Annotated in this window: 1 protein-coding gene; it reads right to left on the minus strand. The window is 35.4% G+C overall.

The features are described from left to right. A partial coding sequence (locus SB717_RS36365; protein ID WP_410907884.1) for a hypothetical protein occupies positions 1–268 on the minus strand: 268 nt, incomplete at both ends.

Raw genomic sequence — 268 nt, forward strand, 5'->3', positions numbered from 1 at the left:
GTTCATATTTCTTTACATCTTCCATGGTTTTAAATATTAACACATCAAAAATTCCTTTTTCATTCCCACATACGACAACAAAACCATCTGTTGCTTCCAGAACCCTACCGACGCCACCATCTGTAAGTGAAATATTGGTGAGATGTTTTACGTTCAGTTTTTCTTCTTTTTGAATGTAAGTAGTTATGGGGGTTCCTACAGGAAATGCGTCTGTGATCTCTTTTGTTGTATATGTGCCATCATCTATTGATTGAGTTTTAGCTGTAAT

The sequence above is a fragment of the Priestia sp. SIMBA_032 genome (assembly GCF_046535215.1).
In the GTDB taxonomy this organism is placed as follows: domain Bacteria; phylum Bacillota; class Bacilli; order Bacillales; family Bacillaceae_H; genus Priestia; species Priestia aryabhattai.